This window comes from Kitasatospora sp. NPDC048722 (assembly GCF_040650235.1).
Classification (GTDB): domain Bacteria; phylum Actinomycetota; class Actinomycetes; order Streptomycetales; family Streptomycetaceae; genus Kitasatospora.
This window is the reverse complement of the sequence record NZ_JBEZGX010000017.1, coordinates 107,877-127,209: the sequence shown is the minus strand read 5'-3', so window position 1 is coordinate 127,209 and position 19,333 is coordinate 107,877. Positions and strand designations below refer to the sequence as shown.

Genomic DNA, 19,333 nt, shown 5'->3' with positions numbered 1-19,333 from the left:
GGGTAACGGGCGGGTGCCCTGGTTCTGTCCGGTCTGCTGTGTGGGCGGCCGGTGTTGCCCTGCGGTGGCGCCATCGAGGCAGGCTGGCGGATGCCGGGAAAGTCGAGCGGTCCGGGGGTGGAGATCGGGCTCAGGAACAGGTTGGCCTGGTAACTGGCGTCCAGGATGCGCGCATGGCGCACGCAGGCAGCCACCCGAGGACTTCCTGTCACAGCTACAGCGCTTCTCAGTCGAGGACCTGTGCCAGGTGCTGCTCGGCGACTCGCCACAGCGACCGCCCCTTCTCGCCAAGCGGGCCGCCCCGACATCGTCGCCCTACCACGCTCGCCTTGCTCATGGCCGCACCTTCATGTCTCGACACCCCAAAGCGTGAACCATGACCAGCAGAAACGTTGCTGTTCGTAAGTGCGTGTGTACGGTGCGCGGGTGACGGTGCACCAGGCAGCCCACGAGCGGCTGGCCGAGGTCGGCAGCAGCATGGCCGACGACTACATGACGTTGAAACTGCTGGCAGCTGGCCTGGCGCGGATCTTGTGGGAGCGCCAGCGCGTCCGTGAGGGGGCGGAGCCCACGACCGGCCTGCTCCCGCAGGCATGGCGCGCGGGTGTGACCCGGTTGTGGTGGCGTGCGCTGGAGCAGGGCAGCAATCCGCCGGTCAGCGACCTGGAGGTGTTCGCGTGGTGTCGGCTACCGCTGGGGGGCTGGCCTGTTCGGCTGGATGTCTCCGACAGCGACGCAGAGAGCCTGTTGATCGACGGCGAAGAGCTGTCGGCGTTCGCGGATGAGGCGGCCCGGCTCGCGCCCAGGTCGGACGCCGAGGCGGAGCTCACGGAGAACCAGGCGTTCGCCAAACTGCTGGCCACGGCGGAGATGCACGGGCGCACGGAGCAGGAGGTCCAACAGGCCTACGTGGCGCTGCGGCTGTTCCTGATCGAGAACCCGGTGGTGTCCGACCTCGACCTGAACAGACTCACGGGGCGGTTCAAGGAGACGGACCGTCACGGTCGCCTGTACGTGCGGGACTTCTTCGGCGCCGCCTACCAGTACCGCAAGACCGGCGGACCGGCGTCCTGCCGGGTCTGCAGCGACTGCGGCAACCCCATGCACGAGGGCGTTGAGGTGTGCGGGACGCCCGGCTGTACCGGGGTTCCGGTCATCAGGCAGCTCAAGGTACTGGAGGGCTATTACGTGCAGCACCGCGGCGTGCGGGTCTGTATGCACGATCCGGGCTTGGTGGAGAAGCGCCTGTTCGATGCGCTCGGGCATCAGCCGGAAGGCCGGGCCCGGCTTCACAAGTGGCCGGGCATGGACGCCTGTGACGTCGCCGTGGAGTTCCCCGATCCGGGCGCGCCGGATGATCCGGAGCGGTCGGAGTGGTGGGCCGGGGACGCCAAGGACTGCACGAGCGCGACGCTGCTGGGGCGCTCGTTCAAATGGAACCAGCGCATGAGGGCACGGCACCGGTTCTTGATCCTTCCTCAGCACCGGTTCGAGCAGAAGCACTATGTCGATGACCTCAAGCGGGAGATGCAGGGCCGCAGCGACGGCGTCCGGGTCATCTCCGAGGGCGACTTCGTCGCGAAGGCCCGCGCTCGGTCTCTTGGAGGCACACCGTGGTGAGGATGGGCTCGCAATGGTACGAGGACCTGGTCACCGACCTCCAGCAGACCGGCCTGGACGCGCGGCTGGGTGACCTGTCGCCGGCGGAGTTCTGCCAACTCGAGCTCGGTCTGTTCTACCTGGAGCAGCACCTGCCCGGGCAGCCGGTCGGCGCACTGTGGACGGCGCTCAACCACTACGCGGACCTGGGGCCGACGGGCTTGGAGGTCGCTCGGCGGGTACGGCTTCGGATGGGCAACGCGGCACGCGGCGGCCAGTGGCGCGAGCGGCTGAACGAGTACCGCAAGGTCCCGGTCGAGCTGCGGATGTTCACCACCGCCGGCCCGCCCGGGCATCGGGTCCTCAACGGCACCCTCTTCGAGCGGTACCCTTCGCCGCACCTTCCGCAGCGAGAAGGCGTCTACCGGGCTGCGCTCGCCGACGCGGTTGCCTACGACATCGAGCCGGCCCACGAACCGGTGCCGCCGGGCGCCGAGTGCTTCTTCAAACGGCGCGACGGCGCCATTGAGAGCCTGCGGATCCCGTCCTGGATCCAGGTCGCCCTGCCGACCGCGCGACTCGCTGCGCGCACCAGCCGTGTCCGGGAGCCGTTCCCGATCACCCGCGACGATCTGGCGCAGGCCTTCAAGGAGATGGACCGGGCCCTGGAGTCACACCCGCAGATCAGTGACCGCGACTTCGAGCGGCGCTTTGGGAACATGACGTTCTCGCGCGTCGACCAGGGGGCCGGGCGGCTCGTCGATGGCCTGGGCGTGTTCACCATCGACGGGATCGCCCACACGGTCGGGCTGATGAACGCGGGCAAGAGCACCCTGCTGGACGGGCTGGCGTTCATCGGTGTCCAGCGCGGACTGCGGGTGGGCTACGTGATGCCCTCGATCAGCGCCGCGCTGGCCAAGGTGCGGTTCCTGCGCGCGCTGGGGATCCGCGCGGTCCCGCTGATCGGCCGCACCACCCGCGAACGCCACGTGGAGAGCTACTGGCGCGACGAGCTGTACGACGTGGACGCCGGGCACGCGCTGCCCGGCCCGGAGCTGGATCCGGCGGCGGAGTTCACCACGTCGATGTGCCTGCTCGAGCCGCTGCGTACCGGTGCCGGGCGCGGTGACGCGCCGTTGCGGGAGGAGGACTTCCCCTGCCGCGGGCGGCTGAAGCTGCCGAACAAACGCGAGCTGCACGACTGCCCGTTGACGCACGTGTGCCCGCAGCAGGCCGCGGCGCGCGCGGTCCCGGACGCGCAGGTGTGGGTGATGACCTCCTCCGGTCTGGTGAGCAGCCGGATGGAGGGCTCCTCCTACCGGGCGCGGCAGATCGAGGCGATCCAGCACGAGCTGGGCCTGCTGCTGGTCGACGAGGCCGACAAGGTGATGGGCGATTTCGACCAGCGGTTCATGCTGCAGGAGCCACTCACCTTTCCCGGCGGCTGGAGCGCCCGCACGGCGATCGCCTGCCATGACAGTCTCGACGCCGCCTGGCACCAGCCGCTCATCCACCCCGATGTACGCCGCTACCAGGGCTACATGCTGCGGCACTACCAGGCGCTGGCTGGCCTCTATCCGCTGCTGGTAACCCCACCGGACAAGAGGAACAAGAGCCGGAACAAGGGCGGGGGCGGCAGGAACGGCCGGGGCGGCGAGGACCTGCTGTCGGAGATCGTCGCGGAGGGCCCGTTCAGCGGGTTCTCGCTGCTGAACCGGCTGGCCCGGTCCTTGCACGGGATCACCACCTTGCAGGAGCGCCCCGACCAGGCAAAGGAGGAAGAGGCCGCAGATCAGTTCTTCGACGAGTTCCTCGCGCCGTTGGCCCGGGATCCATTCAAGGCGCCTCCTGGGCACCTGGACCGCCTGCTGACCGCGATGACGGCCGGCTACGACACCGAGTGGTCCGAGAAGGAAGCGGCCGAGGGTTGGCTGCTCGAACACGCGCCGAAGGACAAGGGCGGGAACGTCAGCGGCTGGGTGGAGCAGATGCTGCCGCAGCTGGTACGGCTGCTCACGGCCGGCATCTGGTCGGCGCGGATCACCACGAGCTTCTTCGGCGCCAACTCGCTGCTGCCCGCGGTCCAACAGCAGATGCCGATGGAGGCGGCCGACAGCTTCTTCAAGCACCAACCGCCACCCGACCTGCAGATGCTCGTGCCCGAGCAGGCCATGGGCAACATGCTGGCCCTGCAGTGGAAACCGAACCGGGACGACACCAGCGGTTCGCTGGAGATCCTGTGGCTGCGCGGGGTGGGCCGCTGGCTGCTCTACCACCTGCACGACCTGCTGGCATGCGAGGGCATCGAGGGCCCCAACGTGGTGCTCACCTCCGCCACGAGCTGGATGCCCGGCTCGGCGCGCTACCACGTGGCCATCACTCCGCAGCTGATCCTGCGCGAACCCGAGCCGTGCGCGCAGGCGCTGCGTCAGAGCCGGATGCTGTTTCGCCCGCAGTACCGGCCCGGCGACCACAAGGGCATCTTCGTGTCCGGCGCCGGTGGCCGCCAACAGCGTGAGGACGCTCTGCGCGCCGTCCTGGACGCGATCTGCAACCCCGCGCCCGGTGCCTCCAGGTCCCTGGTCGACCAGGTGCGTGATCGGCTGGATTCCGACCGGCAGCGGCTCGCGTTCGTCACGCTCAGCGGCAAGGACGCGGCCGCGTGCGCACTGCACATGAACCTCAAGACCCGTCTGACGGCCCGCCATGTGACCCCCGACTCCCAGGCCCCTGGCCGGTACGGGCTGGCCTACCGGCGGATCGGTCGCTTCGCCGCGACGGGTGCCGACGTCATGCTCGCCCCGGAGGGGTCGCTGCAGCGCGGCCACAACGTCCTCAACGAGCGGGGGGTGGCGGCGTTCGGCGCCCTGTTCTACCTCGCGCGGCTGCACCCGCCCGCCGACGACCTGTCGTTCCCGCTCGCCGTGCTCAACCAGTACGCGATGCAGCGGCTGCTGGACCCGGTGGACGGCACGGTGCCGGGTGTGGACCTGAGCGAGCACGCCCGGCTGCTGCGCGCCGATGCCCGCGGCCTGTGGCTGACCTTGATGGGGCAGCCGCTGTTCTTCTCCCGCCTTGCCCGCATCGACCTTCGGCGGGCGTTCGTCAGCGACCTGATGGTGCAGCTGTACCAGACGCTCGGACGCACGATCCGCGGCAACGTGCCAACGAGGATCTACCTCATCGACGCCGCGTTCGCGCCCCGGGCCGCCAACTTGCGCGAGAGCGCCGAGGACACCGACCGCACCAGCGTGCTGGTCGCCGGCCGACAGCTGGTCGCCCGCCTGCTCGATCCCCCGGAGCCGGGCGCGCTGCCTGGGCGGCGGCTCGAGCACGAGATCGCGAGTGCGACCTGGGGCCTGTTGGACAACCTCTTCGAGACCATGGACTGGGGCCGATGACCGAGCGACCGAAGCGACCCAGAATCTCCTTCAGCGGGATCCAGTTCCCGCTGTTCGCCGCGAAACCGGACGAGTGGTGGCCGTGCGAGCTGCACAGCGCGGCATTCCCCACCGACCTGCTCCCCCGCCTGGAGCGGGCCTGGGCCTCCAATCCGAAAGCGCGCCACAAGGACCGCCTGCCGACGTGGGCGCTCACGGAACTGCTGCTGGAGCTGGAGCCGCAGCTGCTGGCCGTCTCCACCGACCTGCGCGCCGGCACCTGGCTGCGCGCGGTGCGCCCGCTTGCCGACACCACCGTGGTGGCGCTCGCGCTGGAGGCCTGGGTCTGCGGGCACGTCACCCCCCACCAGGCCGACATCCCATGGGGCGAGGTCATCGGCGAGGCGTTGAAGCTGCAGTGGAAGCCGGCCCGGCCCGACCTGCTCGAGCGCGGCGTGCGACCGAACGGCACTGCCGAGCCCAGCGAGGCCGCCTACAAGATGCTGGCGACGTTCCTTGCCGCCGACTGGGTCGACCGAGGCCGCCGGCTGGGCGGCCGCGACACCGACCAGGGATCCTCGTGGATCATGGGCCCGGCCTCGTCCGACGGTGACCGGTCGGTGTTCCTGTGGCCGCCGACCCGCCTCTCGCGAGGCGGCGAGCAGGGTTACAGCACCCACTACCTGCGCTTCAACGTGGTGACACTCCCCCACGATAGGCGGCTGCTGCTGCGGGTGGTCCCGCACATCGCGCGTATGGCCGCCACCCAGCCCGCCTACATCCCGCGGCGCAGCCAGTACGAGCCCGCCACCGCCACCATGCTGCTGTACGCGCCGAGCGGCGTGCTGCGCGGCACCGAGCGGGACACGCTGCTGCGCGCCCCGGTCACCGTGACCGGCGTCAAGGACGAGATGCGGTGGACGTGGAAGCCCGGCCTGCCCCAGATCCTGTCCCGGCTGCCCAGCCCCGACCTGTTCCCGCTGCCCGACCAGGTCCGCAAGGACCCGGCCCGCTACGCCTCCCCGGGCGAGGCCGAGGGCGACCAAACGCCCAAGCCCCGGGCGTTCCTGCAGCACAGCACCGGCTACAACTACTTCAACGACGACGAGGACAACAACGACGACGGGGCGCGGGAGACCGGTGGGCATCCCACCGGCACCGGCTTCCAGCCGATCGACCACCTCACCGTCTTCGAAGCCCTGGCCCCGGTCCTTGAAGAGCACCACCTCGTGCCGATCCCCCCAGCGGCGGAGGTGAAGCCGCGCTCGCGGCGGCTGCCGAAGAAGCACACACCGGCGGGCGTCGAGTACCCGATCGAACTGTTGCACGCCACCCCGCGCACCGCCGACGCCCTCCATCTCGTGCTCACCCGGATCCTGGGCCTGGAGCACACCACCACCGTCCACGACGGCGACGCGGTCGTACGCTGCTACCGCAGTGACGAGTTCAGTGTCCGGCTGCGCCTAGTCAAGCCCGGGCTGCTGCTGGCCGGCTGGCCCAGGGCCACCGACAGCGACCCGGACAAGCGCCGCCGGGCCCGCCAGGCCGCCCTCGAGGACCGCACCGGGCGGTGGCAGGACGCGTTCCCCCCCGAGGACCACATGATCGGCTGCCTCATCGAGCTGGAGGGCCCGGGCTACTACAAGGCCGCCCGGCTGGAGGACCCGAAGAAGCCGCTGAAGAACGCCCTGCCGCCCCGCTGCAACCGGCTGGTCCAGATCATCAAGCCCGTCAACCGGGACCCGAACCCGGACGCGAAGAGCACCGGCCTGCACCCGTTCGAGGACACCGAGGTACGCAAGCAGGACATCGAGCGCATCACCGCCGCGGTGCTGGACCTGCTGCGTCAGCTGGGCCGCCTCCCCGCACTCCCGCCGCTGTTCGGCGCAGCGCCGCTGGAGGTGTCCGCGCTGTGGCTGGCCCACGCGGGTCCTCACTTCGTTCCGATGCTGCTGCGGATGCGTACCGACGGCACCGCGACCGGTCAGCTGATCCCCAGCCAGAACCACCCCGTCGAACCGGAGATCCCCCTCGAACTGCTTCCCGCGGCGCTGGCCGAGGGCCGCGGGAAGGTGAAGCGGACCGACCAGGAAGCACTGGCCCGCTTCCTGCGCGGCGCACTCGCCGAGGACGACACCCACGACCGGCTCTTCATCGCCCGCGCCGCGACGTTGCGCAACAAGGGTTTCTGGCCCTGGCTGTCCAACCAGCACATCACCCCCGACGCACTCGTGTGGCCAGGGGTATCGCTCACCGACCCCGACACGGTGCCTGTCCCCCGCACACCCGCAAGCCTGCCGGGCCTGCGCATTGTGCGGATCAACGACGACAACGACGAGCTGCCCCACGGCTTCGGCATCGGTCCGGCCCCGGAAGCGGCCGAGCCTGAAACCGACATCGAGGATGCCGGCGACAAGCAGGACCAGGCGGAGTCCCACCTGCCAGCTGCCCACGGCCAAGGCGCAGCTGGCGACGGCGTAAGCGGTACCGGCGGCGGTGATGCCGCGCAGGCGGAGCCGGTCGCTGTGCTGCCCGAACTGCCTTACGGATGGGGGCGGTTCTCCGGTGTCGCGCGGTGGAACGATCGCGGGTACCTGGCCATCAACCCCCGCCCCGACACCAGCCAGCTGCCCAAGGGCGTGAGCAAGCTGTCCGGGCCGGGCAACGACCACAAGAACGGGCAGAACCCCACCTCACTGCACATCCACGCATCCTTCCTCCAGGACGGCGACGACCCGGACCAGCTGGCGCTGTACGTCCAGACGCTGCGCCGTTTCCACACCCACACCAGCAAGGCGACGCGGCTGCCGATGATCCTGCACCTGGGCAAGCTCATGGAGGAGTACATCCCCTGAAGGGGGCCGGGCCCGGGCGAAGTTCCGCTCTTCGCCGTGTGCCCGGGTGCTTGGGGCAGGCCGTTCGGGCGGACGAAGTATGGTCGGGTGAGGCAATCCAAGGAGCTCATGGCACGGGAGTTACAGATCCTGCATCAGGACCGCAGCGGGGTGCGGCGCTGGTCTTTGACCAACGTCGGGCACGGCGTGCGGACCGTGCTGAACGTCGCCTACCGCATGGCGTTCACCAGTCACGCGCTCGTCACCGGCGCCACCGACCCGCCGACGCTGCTCGTCATCGACTCCCTACGCAAAAACGTCAGTTACCGCGACGACGACCAGCAGCTCACAAGCCGCTTCTACACCCACTTCCTCGACCACATCACCGCCGTGCGGCAGGGCACCACCCTCGTCTGTCCCTCGCAGGTCATCATCGTCGACAACGACCTGCCCTGCCGGCTTCCGGGGCCGCCTGCACGCAATCGAGCTCAGCCGGGAGATCCCCTCGTTCCCTGATGATCCTCTCTTTCGGCGCTGGCGCGACCTATGCCAGCAAGGAGAGCGAGGTGAAGCGGTACCGGCACATCCTGATCAGTCTGAAGATCCACCCAGCGGACCGCCAAGAGAATCTCGGGCTGATCAACCAGGCGATCAGAATGCATCAGAGCCGGCTGCCTGGGACCCGCCGTCGTACCGCCAGGTCGGCCGCCGTGCCGGGGCACCCTGTACAAGGGCCAGCAGCGCTGCTCTTCCGGGGAGCACCGTGCGCACGGTGCTCCCCGACGGCACAGTGCCATGGCCGCAGGGCCGTGCTTCTCATGTGGCGTCGGGCAAACGGCAGTCGAGGGTCACGGCGGCGACGGGAAGGCCCCGCACGCGGCTCTGCTCCTGGGCCTGCTGCTCCTGGTGGGCCCTGACCTCGTCGAGGCTGTGTCCATGGGCCGGGCAGCGACGCTGGTCGCGCTTGTCACGGCCCCAGCGGCCGCAGTCGAAGTAGGCCGTCAGGAGCACCCCGGCTGTTGAGGGAGTCTGGAGGTAGCCGTCGACGAGTTGTCTGGCGAGCGCGGTGTTCAGGGACGGGTTCCAGCATCCCTTGCATTCGATGACGACCTTGATGGGCTCCTGCCCGCTGCCTTCTGGCGCCGGGGCCTCGATCTGAATGTCGGTGCGCCGTCCTGGGAAGCCAGGACGACAGAGCTGGACCTCCCGGTTGATGACGACGCGGTGGCCGCCGATGTCGTGCAGGAGGAATGTAGCGACGACATCGCTGAAGTCCTCCTCCCAGCAGGGCCACCAGTTGCTGTGGTTCACCGCAGCGCGGTTACGGTTCCAGAGCGAAACGATCAGGCCGTTTGGGCGGTGCAGGGCCTGCTCGAAGCGGCCGAGCGACTCGACGACGACGTCGAGGAGCTGTCGTGCATCGGCGATCCGGCGCAGCCGGGCGTCGTCTGCGAGCCGAAAGAGCTGTTCGACGCTGACGGGTTCGGCCTGGGCCGCTGCGGCGGCGAGGGCGGTGGCGCGGGCCTGTCTGCGCAGCTGCCAGATCTGGGGGTGTTTGTGTGCCAGGGCGTGGAGTTGGGCGGCGGCCTGCAGTGTGGCCCTGGAGGCGAGGACGTCGGGTAGTGAGCGGATCAGGTCGGCGATGTTGTCCCGCTCGCTCAGGATTCCGGTACGTGGGGGTGGTAGGTCGCTGACGCCCACCTTTTCGACCAGGAGGGTGTAGAGGTCGGCGAGGTCATTCTCTGGGAGCCGGCCGATGGCCGGGGGCCAGGTCCCGGGAAGCACGGGGCTGGCGGCGAAGGCGCGAAGGAGGTCCGCGAGGATGGCCGGGTCGTCGAGACGGCAGCGGATGGTGGGCCATAGCGTGGGATCGTCGTCGTGGCCGTGGAGGAGGGTCCGGGCTGCCAGCAGCCACCGCCGGCGCTCGGGTGAGTCCTGCGCGTAGTCGCTGGGGTCGAGGTCGAGTGCTGCGGCCAGCTGTCTGCGGGCCTCGGTGTCCCCGGTGGTGGCCAGTTCTGCGAGGACGGCCTGCCACTGCTCAGGGTCGCGTCCTGGCCGGCTGGCCCACGTGCGCAGTGCGGGCCCTGCGCCGCACTCCGGCCGGGCGGCGAACGCGCGGGCCGTCACCCGCACCGTGTAGTCATGGGCGCCGTCGAGTGCCTGGGTGAGCAGGTTGGGAAGCCGGTTGCCGGCGCGCTGGACGCACAAAGGCAGGAGACGGCGTCTCAGTTCTTGCGTGTCGGTGTCCTCGGTGGAGGCGAGGGCGAGAGCCCAGCCGGCCCACTGGCCGGGTTCGGCGTTCAGCATGGTCAGGTCGGTGGCGACGGCGAGCGCTGTGAGCTCGGGGGCGCGGTTCACGTCGAAGGCTCCGTGGGGGGTGAGGTCGTCGGCGTGCAGGGCCGGCGCTGTGGCCAGCACATGCAGGGCCGCCTGTTCCAGCAGACGTGCAAGGTCGGAGCCGGCCGGTGGACGTGAGGGGGCGTTTTCCGCGAGAAGAAGTAGGGACTCCCGCCCAGGGGCGGGTGATCCGTCGGCGGTGCGATGCAGTTGCCAGACGACCTGCAGCCACGCGCTGCGGAGCGTGTCGGGCGCGGCCGTGTGAACGGCTGCGATCGCTGCGCGCAGGTCGCTCTCGTCGAAGGTGTTGTGCCGGCGCTGGAGTTCCTCGCGTTCGCGGTGCTCGCGCTCCCATGGCTGCTCGGGCGTCGGCTGGTCCCAGAAGGCCGTGGCCTCGCGCAGCGAGGGGTGGGCGGCCCGGGCCTCCTGTGCCCGGGCCAGGTCTCCCGCATCCTGGGGTGCAGGGAACGCCACCGCGCTGCGGGCCAGGTCTGCCGGAACGTGCGACAGCAGGTTCCAGTGGGTCATCCAGTACAGGGCGTCGGTGGAAGGCAGGAACGAGCCGTGCGGGAGGCCGCTGAGCAGGTTGAAGAACTGTCTGTTGGTCGCGTTCCTGAACAGGTGCAGGGCCAGGGAACGACGTGCATGAGGCGCGTCCTCGAGGGCTGTGACCAGATCTTGCCGGGCACTGTGGGCCTGGGAGCTGTGCAGCAGGTCAGTCCGTGCAGCGAGGGCGACCAGTGCTTCGCCGACATCCGCCAGGAGTGCTTTCGCCGCGGTGGCCTGGTCCGCGAGTGTGACGGCGCGCGCGAGAACGGCGGTGGCCAGTGCCGGGCTTCCCGGTGATTGGGCATCGCCAAGTGTCCGGCAGGCCCAGGCGACAGCCTCGCCGATCTCCGTAGGACCGAGCTGCTCGGGGACCTCGCGGCGCAGCAGGTACGCCGTTCCGATGTAGCCGGGGTTCGGGTCCCGGACCCGGTCGAGGAAGTCGGGCAGGGTGATGTGGTCGGGCCAGAGCTGGCTCAGCGCCGCGGCGGCGACTTCCGGGGAGGGGTCCTTGGAGAGTTCACGGATCCGCTCGATCTCGTCGGTGGCCGTGGTGGCGACGCCGGCCACAGCCGCGACCCGGACCTCCACGTGAACGGCGCCGTCCTGTGCAAGGTCGAGGAGTTGGGTCGCGAGCTCGGGGCGGCGGCAGGCGCGGGCGATGCTGGCTGCCCCGTAGAGCAGATTCACCTCGGTTGACGGGTGCAGGTGGGGGCGCAGTTGGTCGGGCAGCTGCGGGTGGTCCAGGCGGTACAGCAGCGTGTGCTGGAGCACCTGGGTGTCGTCCTGCTCGAGGCGCCGGAGCAGGGCGTCGACGGTGCGGGATCGGTCCTGGTCGGGGCGGGTGGGGAGGTCGGCGAGCAGGAGGACCTGCGGGTCATCCCGCAGGAGGTCGTCGAACGCGGTGGTGTCGCTGGTGCTGAGCCAGGCTGCCACCTCCTGGTGGGCGGTGACGACGTGCCGGGCCTGCCCGTCGCCTATCCACAGGAGCTCGCGTTGGGACACCGGGTCCATGCCGCGGGTCCGCAGGAAGTGGGCGGCGAGGAACTCCTGGTAGCTGTGGTGGGCGAAGACCCACCTCAGGTCGCCGACCGGGGCCAGCAGGCTCGATTCGCACACCTGTCGCAGTTCTCGCACGGTGCATTGGACGCTGCCGGTGAGGTAGCCGGGTTCGTCGCCGCTGTCCAGGTAGGAGAGGTGCAGGTCAGTAGGATCGTCGGAACGCTCTGGGACGTCGGACAGCCTCTTGTACCGGCCGAATTGCATGGCGGCGGCGATTCGGGCGGCCACGGCCAGGAGGTGCCCTGGGGATGCCTGGGCCTGCAGCAGGAGCGGGTTCTTCGGGCGGCGGTTCTCGGCGCACAGGTGCAGACATGCCTGAAGGTAGGCCTGTTCGGCCGTGGCCGGCAGGCTTTTGCCTTCCGCGTAGCGGATCAGCAGCGGGCGCAGTGTCACCGGCTGTGTGGCCAGGGCGACCAGTCCGCGCTGCTCGAGGAGAGCGGTGAGTGCGGTGGTGTCCTGCACGCCCACGATCCGGGCGGCCAGTGCGACGTCGTCACGGGTCAGCGGGGCCAGGGCCATGATCTTCACGTGGTCCTGGTGGAAGACGCGCCGCAGGTCCTCCTCCAGCGGTGTCGGCCAGCGCGCGGTGCGGCAGCTGATCCGCAGTCTCAGGACGGAGCGGTGCGCCGCGTCCAGGTCCTCCAGGTGGGCGGTGATCAGCTGGTCCAGGACTGGAAGGTCATCAAGGCCCTCGTCCAGGCCGTCGAGGAAGACGTGCCATTCGCCGCCGGCGGCGGGAGGGCGCAGCGCCCGGCTCAGGTTCGCGCGGGCGAGGGCTGCTTCGCCGCACCGCTTGAGGTCGAGCCATGCCACCGGGTGGCCTGCGTTCTTCAGCTCGTCGTGTTCCTGTTGCAGGGCGAAGGACTTGCCCGCGCCGCGTTCGCCGAGAATTGCCAGGAACGGCGTCGCACGTTCCTGTGCCAGCGGCTTCCCGACGGCCGAGCCGGCGTAGGCGGACACCATCGGCCAGCCGTCGCGGTCCGACTCAGGGGGCTGGCCGAGCGGGTAGGCCCGGCGCTTCCACGGTATCGACAGCCGGTCCATGATGTCCCTCCCGTGTCATAGTGCTGATCCACCCGCATGGATCTGCACCAGGCCCACCATAAATCCCGCTACCGACAGCATCGCCTGTTGGAGCGCGGGGCACCCTGGCGGGGTCGCGCCGCCTACGTCGCCGGGGCCGAACAGGTGGTGGGCGCCGCGGCCCGACCTGTCGTGGCGGCGGCCGCAATCCTGGCTTGCCCTGCACGGTGATGGACTTGCTGTGGAAGCGCCTTGCAGATGATGGACTTTGACGTGACGGTCCGGGGGCGCTGGGGGTCAGGTGGGAACGCTGGCAGGAGCGTTGTCGTAGGCGAACTCGACGAAGTCGATGTTGCAGAAGTAGATCTTCTGGCGGCTGTCCCGTGAGACTCGGAAGTAGACCTCGCCGATTCCAGCGCCGATGATGTCCTGCAGGACGGCGTCGTCCTCCTTGCGATCGCGCGCTTCGAGGAGCAGCGCGGTGTCGTGCGGGAAGAGGTGTTGGCGGCCCAGACGGTGGCGTCCGTCCCCTTCCGGAACCGTTGGCGCGTCGTATCCGAGCCAGGCTCGGAAGGCGGACGGTGATCCTCTCCCCCTGAGCGATGATGCGCTCATGAGCCGCGCGGCGGACGTCGAGCTGCCACCGACGGGCGATCTCTACGGCGATCTCGCGGTTCAAGTCCTTGGGAGCAGAACGTCGTTGTTCGATGAGCTTCTTCAGGTAGGGCTCGGTGGCAGACGGCAGATGGGCTGCCGCAGCAGCCAGGTCACCGTGGTACGCGGCCAGGAAGCGCAAGCGTTTGTAGTCGGATTGCGGCGGCTGCTGGGTCCAGTGCACCGTGTCGGCCAGGTCGAGTGCATCACTGATGGAGCTGGTGGCGATGTCTTCCATGACGATCCTCTCGATCGTGCCATCGTTCCGCACTGGCAACTTGCACCTGGCGCGGGCGTGGACGAGCCAGTTGAATGCTCACGCCGCTCTGAGAGAGGCCCGCCTGGACTACCGTACGAGCCAGGCGAGGCACCGAATCGGTTCTGCCCAGCGGGATTCACCCCATCAAGCGACGGTTCATCCGAGACGCCGGCCTGATCCTGGCCCCCACTCGCGCCAGGCCCAAGCACTACAGCCGCCGCGAGACGGCCAACCGTCGACAAAGCCGGTCAGTCACGAGCGCCCTTCATCTTCCGGTCGCCGTAGATGGTTTGGCGCCGGGCGGTCCAGTGCGGATTCTTCGGTCGGCTTCGGCTTGCCCTGTCGTGTCCAGCTGGTCGTATCTCCAGGCCCACCACCGGAAGAGAAGCAAGCAGGCGGCCCGGAATACCGGGAGTGCGTCGACTGACCGCTCCCTGAGGCAACACCGGCCTCGAAACCGCCTGAGACATCCCGCTCGATTCCACCGTCCCATGATTGCACCGGTGATCGCGCGCTCCGAGGGAGGAGAGGCGGTCCAGCCGATGACCTGATGGATCGGCAGGCCGTTCGGCCGGTCCGCCGTCAACTGCTGCAGATCGCGTCCGCGCAGCAGTTCCAGGACCAGGAACAGGCGGCGGTGCGCGCCGTCCTGGCGCTCATCGACGTCGAACGCCGTGGTGATCCCGGGATGGTCGGGCTTGGCCGCGATCAGTGCCTAGCGGCGGAAGGGGGCGGCACAACGAGACCGCCACGACAGCGGTGAGAGTGCGGCAGACCCAGGGGAGGGGCGCAGCAGGGTGCTGTCGAACCGGCCCCGCCCATCGTGGCGGAGGAATGCCTGCACTCTTGGGGCGGCCGGCGCTGTGCCCCTTGGGGAGACCTCCGGTCAGGCTGCCCGGGCCACTTCAAGGCGGGCGACGGGGCGGGCGACGCCGGTGCGTGGGAAGCCCGTCGGTCACGGCACCCGCGGCAGCCACTGCTGTTCCGATTCAGAAAGGAATGTCTTCGCACAGTTGCGCCCGTGCCGAATGGTCCGCCTCTGCTGACCGGTAGCGCTCCCGCGCCGCCGGCAGCGGATCGCAGGCCGAGGAACAGTACCCGGGACGGAATGCCGGGTAGGCACCAGCGTCGAAGCCGTCGTCGACCCATCCCAGGGCTCGGTGACATGCCGCACAGCCGTCCGCTGCTTCGCGGAGCCGCCATGCCTCCCTCCGGCCCGTCTCCCACAGCCGCAGTCGCTCACGGTCCATGGCATGGCGGGTGCGCAGGATGTCCCCGTACGCGGCGGGTACGTCCTGCTCCTCCATCGAGCCGGGGTCGTCGAAGGCCGCAGTCACGATCGCCTCGGCCACCATGGCCCCTGCCGCCGCTGCGACAGCGGCTTTCATCAACTCGCTGGCGTGCCGGCCCACGCTGCTGTGCTCGGGTTCGCCCGGGGCGTGGAACGTCCAGGCCCAGGACCCTGCGACCTTAACCAGTGAGTACAGGTCCAGGGCGTACAAGTGCGTTTTGCAGAAGGGGATTTCTTCGTCCAGGATCGCTCCTTCACAGCCCGGGTTCCGGCACAGTTCCGTACAGGCGCCGTCGGCCAGTCCGAGGCCGAAGCGGCGCTCCTGATAGGCCATCAGAACCTCTGTTGGACCCACTGCTTCGACCCGCAGTTCGGCGTCCATGCCGCCGGCGGACGCGGACAGCGCCCCGGCCAGTGCGAGTACCGCGCAGTGTGGGACGGCCGTACCCAGTAGCGCGGAAGCAGAAGAGGGCGGCGGGTTCCAGTCATCCTGCGGCCCCCACCGGCTCTCCCACGCTCGGGGAAGCGCCGCATCTCCCGTGGAGACGTCCGCCAGGAGCTCCCCCAGCGTGAACACCGCCGCCCCCGCAGTGCCGGTTGCGTCCTGCCTCACGTCGCACTCCTTTCGCCGTCTGCCGCCTGACGGCCAACTGTGGCCGGGGCATCACACGTTGCATACGCAACGCTAGCGCGGACGCCCTGCTTGGTGCCAATTCCCTTACTGACCTCGGCGCTTCAAGGTGATGGCGGTGGGAGGTCGAGGGAGAGTCCGGTCCCGCTGAGGAAGCCGTCGAGGATGTCGGAGCGGTACTGCAGTCGCTTGAGGCGGTTGCGGACGAGGGTTTCGAGCCGGTCGAGGGCGACACTGGCGAGGTTCGCGAGACTTCGTTTGACGTGGGCCCACAGGTACTCGACCGCGTTCAGCTCGGGTGCGTAGGCGGGCAGCACGAACACCGTCAGCCAGTCCCGCGCGTCGATCAGGTCGCGCATCGCGTGGGAGACGTGGGTGTTCAGCCGGTCCCACACCAGCACGATCGGCGCCTTGACCAGCTGATGGACCCCGTCTATCAGCCCGATGTAGTCGCGCTCGGACAGGCTGCGGCGTTCACCCTTGCGCCCGGTGTACCAGGCGGGCGCGCCCCGGACCACCGAGCGCGCGTCGGCCGGCGCCCGTGCGGCCGGCAACCCGGCCCCACCGGCTGGCGGTTCGGCCGCTCGACCCACCGCGGTACCGGAAGGCACTGGCGGCACCGGGGAGCCGGCCGCGCACGTGTCCGCGCTGCGGCAGGCGTGGCGCTACCTGGCCGACCAACGCGTCGGCACGACGGCGGAGCAGCGGCTGCTGGCCTTGGTCTGTGTGTGCCGGGCCGCCGGGCAGGGCGATCGGGCGGGACGGGTGAACCTGACCTCGCGGGACCTGACCGGTCTGCTCGCACTGGCCGACCCGGCCGGGGCGCTCGACGGTCTGCTGGCCGCCGGGTGGATGTACGGCCCCCGTGACGAGTTGCTGGACGGCGATCCGAGCCGCGCGGTGGAGTTCCGCCTCCGCGCCAGTGCCGACGGCGGGCTGCGGCCCGTCGGCGTGCCCGAGAAGCTGCGCTCCCGCATGTCCGGCCTGGCGCAGCGGGTGCTCGGGTGCAGGCGGCTGGGGCACCTGCCTGCTGAGGTCCGGCTGGCCGCCGCCTATCTCACCGCTCATGCGGGGCCTGGGGACCGTGGCGAGGCCGGACTCGGGGACATGGCCGCCGCCTGCCTGCTGGATCGTGCGGCAGCGGACGCAGCGGTGGCGGCCCTGGTGGCGACCCGGCTTGTCTCCGGCCACCAGAGCGGCGACGGCCGGCTCCTGTATCACCTGCGGAACGAACTCGTCCCCACCGGCGGGGCCGGGCGCCTGCCCGGCCTGCGCAGGACCGCCCCGGCAAGGGGACCGGGCGGGGCCGCGCGCAGGTGCCGGTACCGAACGGGGACGCCGAGCGCGCACGGGACTGCCGGCTGTGCGATCACCCCGACCGGGGCACTTCCCTTCCCGCCCCTCGGCAGCCCGCCTTTCCCGGCCGATCGTCGCTCACCGGCCGGCAGGCCGCCGTACTCCAGGCGGTCCTGGCCACCGTCGCCCGTACCGCGCCCGATCTCGGCGCGGACGGGCGGCTTGCGGCACTGTGGTTCGCCACCCGGGCGCTGTGGGCCGGGGAGCTGGCGATGACCCAACGCCGGATCAGCAGCATCCCGGTCCCGGGCGCCGCGGAATGCCTGCGGCAGCTGGCGGCGGCCGGCTGGCTGCGCCTGGACCCGCAGGCCCTGGCCGCGGCCACCGGTGCGGATCCCGAGTTCGTGGCCGTTCCGTCCATGGCGGTGCGAACCGAGGCCCTGGACATCGGGCGTGCCTCGGCCGACCACATCGCGTCGTGGCTGCACCGGCTTCTGGTCTCCGCGCCGCTGGCCGGTGCGACGTCGTCCTCCCGGCTGGTCGCCATTCACCTCCTGGCGCACAGCGATGTGCTGCACTGGGCCGAGGCCTCGGCCGAGGAACTGCTCCTTCTCCTCGGCAGCGCCGACAGCGCGGAGGTGGAGAGCGCGGTGGCGGGCCTGCACCGGATGTGGTGGCTCAACGGTCCTCCGGTGTTCGCGGACGGTCGTGTCCGGGTGGTCCTCGGTGCGGGCGCGGCGCCCTTCGCCCCGGTTCAGCCTCCCGTCCACGCCGCGGCCACTCCGCTGTTCCCCGCTTCTCAGGTGAGGGTCCGGGCCGCCGCGCTGGTCGAGGACCGGGGCCCGCAACTCGCGCACTGGGTGGCCGAGTACCGCGCCGCGCACCGGCACGGGCCGACCTGGAGGGAACTGCGCAACGCGCACTTTCCCCACCGCGACCCGGAGCGGATGGAGCCCGAGCACCATGAGGCCGTCAGGCTGCTCCTCGAGACGGGCTGGCTGTCGGGGCTCGGACGCCGGCACGGCCTACGTCCGGGCTGGCGCCACCGTGAGTCCGGTGCCGTCGTCAGCTGACCTGCGGCCGGCCGGCGCAGGGCCTGCTCTCGCCGGCGGGCGAAGCGCCAGCCAACGCAACGGGACCTGACGGTGCGACCTGACCGGCTCCCCCATGCTTCTCCGGGCCTTCCGGCCGCAATGAGCGAACCCGCTGGTCAGCCGTGGCCGCCAGTGGGGGTTCCAGCGGCGGCGCGCAGCTCGGTGAGGGCGGAAGCCAGCCGGGCGGAGCCGACGGCTTGGGCGAGCTCGGCGGCCCGCGCCGCGTGGTGGTCCGCTTCGGCGCATTCGCCCTGCCGGTAGAGCACGGTGGCCAGCCGGGTGGTCGCCATCGCCCGTACCCGGACCTGGGCTGTGTCGGCCTCGGCCGCGCGGCGCAGGTCGGCGACGACCTGGGGGTCGTAGCGGCCGGCGGCGGTGCCCAGTAGGTAGAGTGCGAAGCCGCCATCGCTGCTGATCTTGGCCGCAGTGATGGACTTCGTCCAAACCGGTCCCGAGGCCAGATCGCTGACGCGCCCGTAGGTGCGTTCGGCGGCCAGCAGGTGCCGTGCCACCTGCCGCTCGTCGCCGTTCACGGCGTAGGCCTGAGCGCGGACCGCGGCGAGCATCGCGCGCGCCGCCGCGGGTAGGCGCCCGCCCACCTGGTCCGTCAGTTTCAACGCCTCGGCGGAGCGACGCAGATGAACCTCCTGTCGGGCCGCGTTGGTTGCCACGTGGCATAGCAGTCCGGCGTCGCCGAACTCCCGGGCGGTGGCCAGACCGAGGCAGAACAGCGGGCGGGCCTGGCTGTACCGGCCGGCGTCGAAGGAGGCCCAGGCGGTGAGGTTGGCCAGGCGGGTGATCGCGCCGAGCAGCGCGGTGCGTACGTCCGGGGTGGTCGAGGCTTCGGTGAGGTCGACCGCGTCGCGGAGTTCGCGCAGCGCGAGGTCGTGGACCGCTTGTCCCCCCTCTCGTCGGTCCGCGCGCTCCAGCAGGGCCGTTCGCTGGGTGATCTTGGTGACGTCGCCCGCGCGCAGGCGCGATGGCGTGGGGCCGGGGGGCAGCAGGGCCGCCATGGCGGCCGTCAGTACGTCTCGGCGGAGCGAGTCACTCACCTCATCGGAGTGGAGCTTGGGCGCCAGGCCCAGGTCGGCTGGTGAGCCCACTCCCAGGACCTGGCAGAGGGCCGTCCGGTAGGGCTCGTGCGGCCATGTGATGCGGCCCCGTTCTAGGCGCGAGACGTAGCCGGCGTCAAACGCCGAATCCCGTCCGGTCGCGGCTTCGACGCGGGCCCGAACCCGCTCGGCAACCTGGCGCTGTGTCAGTCGCAGTGCGATCCGCGCGGTCTTGAACAGCGCGTTCGTCACGGTGTTCCACCCCCCAACTCCGC

General features: G+C 70.4%; 11 protein-coding genes. 6 read left to right on the top strand and 5 right to left on the bottom strand.

Annotated elements, in window-relative coordinates:
• Window positions 1–426 precede the first annotated feature (426 nt).
• From AB0C76_RS15490 to AB0C76_RS15475, 4 genes are all read left to right on the top strand, one after another.
• Window positions 427–1,620 (top strand): hypothetical protein, encoded by a 1,194-nt coding sequence (locus AB0C76_RS15490; RefSeq protein ID WP_359964709.1) that lies wholly within the window; start codon window positions 427–429, stop codon window positions 1,618–1,620.
• Window positions 1,621–1,622: 2 nt separating this feature from the next.
• Window positions 1,623–5,000 (top strand): hypothetical protein, encoded by a 3,378-nt coding sequence (locus AB0C76_RS15485; RefSeq protein WP_359964707.1) that lies wholly within the window; start codon window positions 1,623–1,625, stop codon window positions 4,998–5,000.
• Window positions 4,997–7,834: an RNaseH domain-containing protein gene (locus AB0C76_RS15480; protein ID WP_359964705.1), complete on the top strand. Its 2,838-nt coding sequence runs from the start codon at window positions 4,997–4,999 to the stop codon at window positions 7,832–7,834. The genes AB0C76_RS15485 and AB0C76_RS15480 overlap by 4 nt, the downstream gene beginning before the upstream one ends.
• 108 nt (window positions 7,835–7,942) lie before the next feature.
• On the top strand, window positions 7,943–8,329 hold the full coding sequence (locus AB0C76_RS15475; RefSeq protein ID WP_359964703.1) for a hypothetical protein: 387 nt from the start codon (window positions 7,943–7,945) through the stop codon (window positions 8,327–8,329).
• A gap of 300 nt (window positions 8,330–8,629) precedes the next feature.
• On the opposite strand, the gene AB0C76_RS15470 is transcribed toward AB0C76_RS15475, so the two are convergent.
• From AB0C76_RS15470 to AB0C76_RS15455, 4 genes are all read right to left on the bottom strand, one after another.
• Window positions 8,630–12,802, bottom strand: a complete 4,173-nt coding sequence (locus tag AB0C76_RS15470) for a hypothetical protein (protein WP_359964701.1) — start codon at window positions 12,800–12,802, stop codon at window positions 8,630–8,632.
• A 276-nt stretch (window positions 12,803–13,078) separates the two neighbouring features.
• Window positions 13,079–13,396: a hypothetical protein gene (locus tag AB0C76_RS15465; RefSeq protein ID WP_359964699.1), complete on the bottom strand. Its 318-nt coding sequence runs from the start codon at window positions 13,394–13,396 to the stop codon at window positions 13,079–13,081.
• Between the two features lie 1,287 nt (window positions 13,397–14,683).
• A complete protein-coding gene (locus AB0C76_RS15460; protein ID WP_359964697.1) occupies window positions 14,684–15,367 on the bottom strand; it encodes a hypothetical protein in 684 nt (227 codons plus the stop codon).
• 353 nt (window positions 15,368–15,720) lie between these two features.
• A complete protein-coding gene (locus AB0C76_RS15455) occupies window positions 15,721–16,134 on the bottom strand; it encodes a transposase (protein ID WP_359964748.1) in 414 nt (137 codons plus the stop codon).
• A 121-nt stretch (window positions 16,135–16,255) separates the two neighbouring features.
• Here AB0C76_RS15455 and AB0C76_RS15450 point away from each other — a divergent pair, with 121 nt between their 5' ends.
• Window positions 16,256–17,188 carry a hypothetical protein gene (locus tag AB0C76_RS15450; protein WP_359964696.1) on the top strand — a complete coding sequence of 311 codons (933 nt, stop codon included), beginning with the start codon at window positions 16,256–16,258 and terminating at the stop codon, window positions 17,186–17,188.
• Window positions 17,185–17,985: a hypothetical protein gene (locus AB0C76_RS15445; protein WP_359964694.1), complete on the top strand. Its 801-nt coding sequence runs from the start codon at window positions 17,185–17,187 to the stop codon at window positions 17,983–17,985. The genes AB0C76_RS15450 and AB0C76_RS15445 overlap by 4 nt, the downstream gene beginning before the upstream one ends.
• Before the next feature lie 137 nt (window positions 17,986–18,122).
• Here AB0C76_RS15445 and AB0C76_RS15440 read toward each other — a convergent pair whose 3' ends face one another.
• A complete protein-coding gene (locus tag AB0C76_RS15440) occupies window positions 18,123–19,310 on the bottom strand; it encodes a helix-turn-helix domain-containing protein (RefSeq protein ID WP_359964693.1) in 1,188 nt (395 codons plus the stop codon).
• Between the last annotated feature and the right edge of the window lie 23 nt (window positions 19,311–19,333).

Coding starts and splice junctions, on each gene's coding strand:
- AB0C76_RS15485 (WP_359964707.1), top strand. CDS start 1,623: ATGGGCTCGCAATGGTACGAGGACCTGGTCACCGACCTCCAGCAGACC.
- AB0C76_RS15480 (WP_359964705.1), top strand. CDS start 4,997: ATGACCGAGCGACCGAAGCGACCCAGAATCTCCTTCAGCGGGATCCAG.
- AB0C76_RS15475 (WP_359964703.1), top strand. CDS start 7,943: ATGGCACGGGAGTTACAGATCCTGCATCAGGACCGCAGCGGGGTGCGG.
- AB0C76_RS15470 (WP_359964701.1), bottom strand. CDS start 12,802: ATGGACCGGCTGTCGATACCGTGGAAGCGCCGGGCCTACCCGCTCGGC.
- AB0C76_RS15465 (WP_359964699.1), bottom strand. CDS start 13,396: ATGAGCGCATCATCGCTCAGGGGGAGAGGATCACCGTCCGCCTTCCGA.
- AB0C76_RS15460 (WP_359964697.1), bottom strand. CDS start 15,367: ATGGACGCCGAACTGCGGGTCGAAGCAGTGGGTCCAACAGAGGTTCTG.
- AB0C76_RS15445 (WP_359964694.1), top strand. CDS start 17,185: ATGACCCAACGCCGGATCAGCAGCATCCCGGTCCCGGGCGCCGCGGAA.